This window comes from Brachybacterium sp. AOP3-A1-3 (assembly GCF_052378285.1).
Taxonomy (GTDB): Bacteria; Actinomycetota; Actinomycetes; order Actinomycetales; family Dermabacteraceae; genus Brachybacterium.
Genome location: NZ_JBQSXM010000026.1, coordinates 25715 through 31747 on the forward strand (window position 1 = coordinate 25715; position 6033 = coordinate 31747).

The following is a 6033-nucleotide window of genomic DNA, read 5'->3' on the forward strand; positions in this document are numbered from 1 at the left end:
TCGGGGAGGTCGGTACGGACGGGGTGGGCGGCGGGCGCGACGTGGACGACGGAGGCGACCCGCCGTGGGCGGCGGATGCGGTGGGGAAGGAGGGCCGACGCGCACAGCGCCGGCCCTGGATCCTCACAGCTCGAGCAGCACCTTGGCGGAGCGGGAGGCATCCTTCGCGGTCGCGAACGCCTCCACGGCGTCCGCGGCGGGGATGACCTGGGTGACCACGGCGTCGAAGCGGTCGTCGGCCGCGAGCACCTCGATGGCCTCGTCCATCTCGGTGTCGAAGCGCTGGGTGCCGCGCAGCTGGACCTCCTTGGCCACGAGCGCGGCGAGGTTCACGGGGATGTCCGTGTTCGGGAGGATCGCGACCTGCACGATGATCCCGGCGGGGCGCACGGCACGCACGCCCGAGGACAGCGACACGGGGGCCGAGGAGCACTCGAGCACCACGTCGTAGGCGTTGTCCTCGGGGCTCTCCTCGGCGACCAGGATCGTCCGCGAGGCACCCAGGGCGCTCGCCCGTTCGAGCGGCTCGGGGCGCACGTCGGTCACGTCGACGGAGGCCGCGCCGCGGTGCAGGAGGGACGCGACGACCAGCAGGCCGATCGGGCCGGAGCCCAGGACCAGGCACTTCTTGCCCGTCACGTCACCGGCGATGGTCACGGCGTGCAGGGCGACGGCGAGCGGCTCCGCGAGCGCGCCCCGACGCAGGGGCAGCGACTCCGGAAGCCGGCGCAGGTTCGCGCGGTCGATGACCATGTACTGGGCCGCGGCCCCCTGGCGGTGCGGGGTGACGCTCGCGCTGCCCAGGTAATCGCCGCCGGGCCACAGGTGCGGGCGGTCCTCGATGCCCGGCGCGCTGGCTCCGTACCGGGCCGGGTGCACGGTCACCGGGGTGCCCGGGGCGAACTCGCCGCGGGGGTCGAGGTCGACCACGGCCGAGAGCTCATGGCCCGGGATCAGGGGCTCCGTGATGACGAACGCGCCGTTCGCGCCGTGGAAGTAATAGTGCAGGTCGGAGCCGCAGATGCCGACGTACGCGATCCGCAGGCGCACCTCGTCCCCGCTCGGTTCGACGTCGGGGGCGTCCTCCCAGCGGATGTCCTCGGCGGCGTGGATGGTCAGGGCCTTCATCAGCGGTTCTCCTTCAGGGAAGCGGCGAGGGCGTCGGCGGCCGCGGCGCGCGGTCCCGACGTGACGATCGTGGTGAGCAGCTCGCCGACGGCGACGACGAAGTCCTCGCGCTCGGCGAGCTGCTCGGACAGGCATCCGCTCTCGAGCAGGGCGCGGGCGTGCTCGGCCGGGGTGGTGGCGCGCGCCGCGACCTCCTGCAGACGGTCCTGATCCGGATCGCTCATCGCCCGGGCCTGCTCGCCGGGCTCGAACCCGCGGGGCGGGACGACGCAGGCGAACCAGGCGGCGACGGTGAGCGCGAGCAGCGCCGGCATCCGTCCCTGTTCGAGATGGAACAGCGCCGGGGTCGGGATCCGCTGGGGCAGCCGCATCGACCCGTCGGACCCCACCTGGCGGGTGCGATGGCCCAGGTCATGGTTGTGCCAGCGGTGCGTGAGGTCTTCGATGTACTCCTCGACGTCGAAGCCCGAGGGGAGGTCGATCGTGGGCAGGTTCTCGCCCCGGATCAGCGCGAGCGTGGACTCCGCGATCCAGTCCTGCTCGAAGCTCGCGGGGATCGTGGCGCGGCCGTCGAGCGCACCGAGGTAGGCGATCAGCGAGTGCGGGCCGTTGAGGATCCGCAGCTTGACCTGCTCGTACTTGCCCACCTCGTCCGACATGATCGCGCCGCCCAGGTCCCAGGCGGGGCGGCCGGCCGGGAAGTGGTCCTCCATCACCCACATGGAGAACTTCTCGGCCCGCACCGGGGCGCCGTCGCGCACGCCCAGCAGCTCGGCGACCTGATCGGAGGTGCCCGGGGTCGTGGCCGGGACGATGCGGTCCACCATCGCGTCGGGGAAGGCGACCTGTTCGCGCACGTAGGCCAGGACGTCCTCGGTGGCGCCGGAGTGCTCGAGGAACTCGGTGACCATGCGCCGGGCCGTCTGCCCCGCGGAGGACACGTTGTCGCAGGGCAGCACGGTGAACGGCTCACCGCTCGACGCCCGCTCGGTGAGGCCTCGGGCGAGCAGGCCGATCACGGTGCGGGGGGCGGTGGGATCCGTGAGGTCCGCGCGGATCCCGGCGGCCTCGACGTCGAGGCGGCCGGTGCGCGGGGAGACGGAGTAGCCGCCCTCGGACACGGTCAGGGTGAGGATGCGGCGGGCGGCGGTCGCGATCTCGGCCACCACAGCGCCGGGATCCTCGGCCATCACACCGAAACCGCGGTGCACATCGACCACGTCGGCGCGGGTCCCGGTATCCGCGAGCTCGAGCACGCTGTACAGGCCGTCCTGCGCGGCCATCGGGTCGACCACGGCGCGGGAGCGGTTCGCGAAGCCGATGATGCCCCAGTCGCCCTCCACGGCCTCGAGGGCACGGGCGGTGTGCACCGCGCCGTGGGCGCGATGGAAGGCGCCGAGTCCCAGGTGGATGATGCCGGCCCGAGCGGGGTCCTGAGGGGCCGAGGCGCCGAGCAGGGGCAGGCTGCGGGCGCTCGCCCGGCCGAGGGTGGGAAGGCTGTCCGAGGACGGCACGGGTTCCTCCTGGTCGTTGTCATGCACGGCTCCCGACACTGCGTTTCGACATGCGGAACGATGGTTTCGGGACTCGTAACATCCTATCAAGGCGGTCCCTGCTCACCTCGCTGCTGTCCTGTCGCGCGCCGACTACCGTGGGCAGCCTCCGCGGAGTTGTCCGCACCGACGATCAGGAGAGCAGACAGATGGCGATCACCGGAAGCCTCGATCGAGACGGTCACGACCTCGTCCTCACCCGCTCCGTGCTCGCCCCACGCGCCCGGATCTGGGACCACCTCACCCGCTCCGACCTGCTGGCGACCTGGTTCGGCAACTTCGCCGGCGATCCGACGACGGGCCGGGTGCAGGTCCTGATGAACGCCGAGCCCGGCGAGGCCTCGGCGAGCGAGTACACGATCCACGCCTGCGACGCGGGAGAGCTGCTCACCGTCAGCTCCTCGATGGGCGAGGGCACCTGGCGGCTCTCCGTCGAGCTCGACGACGCGGTCGGAGCCGACGAGGATCATGTTGCGGCGGACGCGGGGACCGAGCCGGTCACCCAGGTGCGGCTGCGCCACCAAGACGTGCCGATCGACATGATCCAGCACGTGGGTCCGGGTTGGGAGTGGTACCTCGATCGGCTCGTCGGCACGGTGACCGGCGGAGACATCCCGGGCATGGAGGTCTGGGACACCCGCTACATGAGCCTCAGCGAGGACTACGCCGCACTGGCGAGGTGACGGGCCGGGCTGCGATCCGCACCAGAGGCCCGTGCCTCGTGCCTCGTGCCGGTGCCCAGAGCCTCGAGCTCCGAGCCGACGGTCCTTGCGATCTGGCCCGCCGCCGGGACGCCGTGCGGAAGACGGTCGCACACGACGGCCTGCGGATATGGCACCCTGGCCGACCGTGGCCGCCCGACGGGCGGCTCGGCAGGTCCTGCCCCCGAACGGCCCGCCTGAACGGCACGCCCGCACTGCACGTCCGAGGAGCATCGACGATGAAGATCCGCACGGTCACCACCTATCAGGTCCCGCCACGCTGGGCGTTCGTGCGGATCGAGACCGACGAGGGCGTGGTCGGCTGGGGCGAGCCGGTCGTCGAAGGGCGTGCCGCGACGGTGTGCGCGGCGGTCGACGAGCTCAGCGACTACCTCGTGGGCAAGGACCCGGAGAACATCGAGGACCTCTGGACGGTCATGTACCGCGGCGGCTTCTACCGCGGCGGACCGATCCTCATGAGCGCGATCGCCGGCATCGACCAGGCGCTGTGGGACATCAAGGGCCGCGCGCACGACATGCCCGTCCACCAGCTGCTGGGCGGCCGGGTCCGCGACCGCATCGGCGTCTACTCCTGGATCGGCGGCGACCGCCCCTCGGACACCGCCCGTCAGGCCAAGAACGCGGTGGAGCGGGGCTTCAGCGCGGTGAAGATGAACGGCACCGAGGAGATGCAGTTCATCGACAGCTGGGAGACGGTGACCCGAGCCGTCGAGAACGTCGCCACGATCCGCGAGGCCGTCGGGGACGACATCGGGGTGGCCGTCGACTTCCACGGCCGTGTGCACGCTCCGATGGCGAAGGTGCTGCTGCGCGAGCTCGAACCGTTCCATCCGCTGTTCATCGAGGAGCCCGTGCTCAGCGAGAACCTCGACTCGGTGCTCGACGCCCTGCGCGCCACCCCGACGCCGATCGCGCTGGGGGAGCGGCTGTTCACCCGCTGGGACTTCAAGCGCGTGCTGGCCAGCGGCGCCGTCGACATCATTCAGCCCGACCCGTCCCACAGCGGCGGCATCACCGAGACCCGCAAGATCGCAGCGATGGCCGAGGCCTACGACGTCGCCCTCGCCCTGCACTGCCCGCTCGGCCCGATCGCCCTGGCGACCTGCCTGCAGATCGACGCCGGCGCCTACAACGCCTTCATCCAGGAGCAGAGCCTCGGCATCCACTACAACGAGGCCAACGACCTGCTCGACTACGTGAAGGACCGCTCCGTCTTCGCCTACGAGGACGGCATGGTGCGCATCCCGACGGGCCCGGGTCTCGGCATCGAGATCGATGAGGACTACGTGCGTGAGCGCGCTGAGATCGGCCACCGCTGGCGCAACCCCATCTGGCGCCACCGCGACGGCTCGCTCGCCGAATGGTGAGCCGACCCAGCCGCACCCCTGCTCCCGACCGCTGGCACTGACTGCTGGCATTGACCCTGTGCCGAGGACCGCCTGCGCGGACTGCCAGTGCTGATCCCTGCGCCGACCGCCCGTACTGCCCGCTGCGTTGACCGCCCGCGCTGACGACCGCCCGTGCGGAGAGAACCGCACCGACGACCTCGATCGATCTGACCATCCCGATCGATCCGACGACCCCCATCGAGCCGAGAGGACCTTCCCGTGGAACTGGACTGGATAGAAGAGACCGGATGGGAGAGCTGGCTCGGCGCCGGCGGCCTGATCACCGTCGCCGTCGTCGCCGTCGCGCTCCTGCTCGTCATGGTGATGAAGCTGAAGATCCACGCGTTCCTCGCGCTGATCATCGTCAGCCTGCTCACCGCGGTGGTGGCCGGGATCCCGGCCGGCCAGGTCGTCCCGACCATGCTCTTCGGCTTCGGCAACACCCTCTCCAACGTCGCCCTCCTGGTCGCGATCGGCGCGATGCTCGGCGCGATGGTCGAGACCTCGGGCGGCGCGCGAGCGCTCGCGGAGTGGATGATCAGGCTGTTCGGCGAGAAACGCGCTCCCTTCGCCCTGGGCGTCGCGGCGCTCTTCATCGGCTTCCCGATCTTCATGGATGCGGCCTTCGTGCTGATGGTGCCGATCGTCTACGCCGTGGCGCGCCGCCTCGGCGGGAACCTGCTGGCCTTCGGCATCCCGGTGGCCGCGGCGCTGTCCGTGATGCATGTGTACCTGCCGCCTCACCCGGGGCCGGTCGCCGCCACCGCGTTCCTCGAGGCGAACCTGGGGTACGTGCTGCTCCTGGGCCTCGTGCTGGCCTTCCCCACCTGGTACATCTCCGGTCACCTGTGGGGGAAGGTCGTCGCGAACCGCTTCCGCATCAACGTGCCGGACGCCGCCTTCGCCGGGCTCACCGGTGACGAGGAGGAGGTCGAGAACCCGCCCGCCCCGTGGACGATCATGCTGATCCTCATCCTGCCGCTGATCCTCATCCTGCTGAACACCGGCTTCGACGCCCTCGGCAGCGTCGGAGCCGTCGATCCGGACTCGGTGGTCGTGCAGGCGATGCGGATGCTCGGCGAGACGCCGATCGCGCTGCTCATCACGGCGCTGTTCACCGTGATCGTGCTCGGCTTCCGCCGTGGCAAGAGCGGCACCACCATCGAGAAGACGATGGACAACGCCCTCGGCCCGGTCTGCGCGGTCATCCTCATCACCGGCGCCGGCGGCATGTTCGGCGGC

General features: G+C 71.1%; 5 protein-coding genes. 3 read left to right on the forward strand and 2 right to left on the reverse strand.

Features of this window, described 5'->3' with window-relative positions; all coding sequences use genetic code 11:
• Positions 1–123 precede the first annotated feature (123 nt).
• Both ACT3T5_RS18250 and ACT3T5_RS18255 read right to left on the reverse strand, forming a co-directional pair.
• Complete coding sequence (locus ACT3T5_RS18250; RefSeq protein ID WP_444595159.1) at positions 124–1128, reverse strand: L-idonate 5-dehydrogenase; 1005 nt, start codon at positions 1126–1128, stop codon at positions 124–126.
• Positions 1128–2642 carry a mannitol dehydrogenase family protein gene (locus ACT3T5_RS18255; protein WP_444595160.1) on the reverse strand — a complete coding sequence of 505 codons (1515 nt, stop codon included), beginning with the start codon at positions 2640–2642 and terminating at the stop codon, positions 1128–1130. Before ACT3T5_RS18255 ends, ACT3T5_RS18250 begins: the two co-directional genes overlap by 1 nt.
• 188 nt (positions 2643–2830) lie before the next feature.
• On the opposite strand from ACT3T5_RS18255, the gene ACT3T5_RS18260 reads away from it, so the two are divergent.
• The 3 genes from ACT3T5_RS18260 to ACT3T5_RS18270 form a co-directional block, all read left to right on the forward strand.
• On the forward strand, positions 2831–3364 hold the full coding sequence (locus ACT3T5_RS18260) for an SRPBCC domain-containing protein (protein ID WP_444595161.1): 534 nt from the start codon (positions 2831–2833) through the stop codon (positions 3362–3364).
• Between the two features lie 257 nt (positions 3365–3621).
• Complete coding sequence (gene dgoD, locus ACT3T5_RS18265; protein ID WP_444595162.1) at positions 3622–4770, forward strand: galactonate dehydratase; 1149 nt, start codon at positions 3622–3624, stop codon at positions 4768–4770.
• Between the two features lie 240 nt (positions 4771–5010).
• Positions 5011–6033: GntP family permease (locus ACT3T5_RS18270; protein WP_444595163.1), on the forward strand; the 1023-nt coding region annotated here is incomplete at its 3' end.

What these genes read in the sequence shown, in the direction of transcription:
- ACT3T5_RS18250 (WP_444595159.1), bottom strand. Translation starts at nt 1,128, where the DNA reads ATGAAGGCCCTGACCATCCACGCCGCCGAGGACATCCGCTGGGAGGAC.
- ACT3T5_RS18260 (WP_444595161.1), top strand. Translation starts at nt 2,831, where the DNA reads ATGGCGATCACCGGAAGCCTCGATCGAGACGGTCACGACCTCGTCCTC.
- dgoD (WP_444595162.1), top strand. Translation starts at nt 3,622, where the DNA reads ATGAAGATCCGCACGGTCACCACCTATCAGGTCCCGCCACGCTGGGCG.